1 protein-coding gene is annotated in these 904 nt (G+C 31.4%); it reads right to left on the minus strand.

Features of this window, described 5'->3' with window-relative positions:
• Positions 1–140 precede the first annotated feature (140 nt).
• The gene (locus tag GCQ56_RS20170) at positions 141–752 is read right to left on the minus strand and encodes a hypothetical protein (protein WP_152736341.1); all 612 of its coding nucleotides are present in this window, start codon (positions 750–752) and stop codon (positions 141–143) included.
• Positions 753–904: the final 152 nt, after the last annotated feature.

Genomic DNA, 904 nt, shown 5'->3' on the forward strand with positions numbered 1-904 from the left:
ATTTTACTTTTTCACTAACTAAAAGCAAAAAACAAAGCCTTAAAAGCTTGCCTATTGACAAACTTTTAAGGCTTTTATATTCTATTCATCTAATTTTATGTGGATGCGCAACGGTTACTTTTGTTGTGCTTTGTTTTTCATTATTCATCACTCTCAATTTCCTCAATTGTATAATATTTTACACACGAGTTCTTTTCTTCTTGTGACAATTTTAATGTCTTTAATAACGCTATATAATCTGATAATATTCTAGGGTCAAATCCATAAACTTGAATTTTCAATGATGTTCCACCATAACCTCTATATTTGTAAGCTTCAAAACTATTTCCTGCATGTCCAGGAAATATCTCTCGGAATTTAGCTTCAACTAAATCTTGTGTGAATTTACGTACCGCTTCTTTATGTTTATTGTTCAATCTAATAGTACTGGAGTCAACAAGATTCATTAATGGAGCAGTATAAGTTCCCAAACTATCATTATGCTCTATTAAACTATCACAATTGGCACACCATAATTCATATTTTAAATAGAATTCTTTGTCTTTCCGTGCTGTTATAAACATTTTTTCTTTATGTCCACCCCATTCTCCACATTCTGAAAAACCTGCTTTTATTTCGAAAACTAATCTTTCTTCTTGAAATCCAGATATGTCGTCGGGAAAAAAATCTATTTTGTTGTCTTTTTCATTTACAGAATTAGTACACGAAAACAATAATATAAAAGCAGGTAAAAGGAATAATCGAGTCTTCATAGTTTTCGAGTTTTCTTAATAAAGCACAACGGTCTTGCTAAAATTTGTGGGCGATTTACAACTGCCGCCTTATCAGAACCGCCTGTGTTTATTGTTTTTATTGCATTATCTAGTTGAGCGTCAACGCCCATTAATTTTAACTTTTGTTAGGG

Source organism: Marinifilum sp. N1E240 (assembly GCF_009295825.1).
Taxonomy (GTDB): domain Bacteria; phylum Bacteroidota; class Bacteroidia; order Bacteroidales; family Marinifilaceae; genus Marinifilum_A; species Marinifilum_A sediminis.

Excerpts from the sequence above, each read along its gene's own strand:
- GCQ56_RS20170 (WP_152736341.1), bottom strand. The coding sequence starts at position 752 with ATGAAGACTCGATTATTCCTTTTACCTGCTTTTATATTATTGTTTTCG.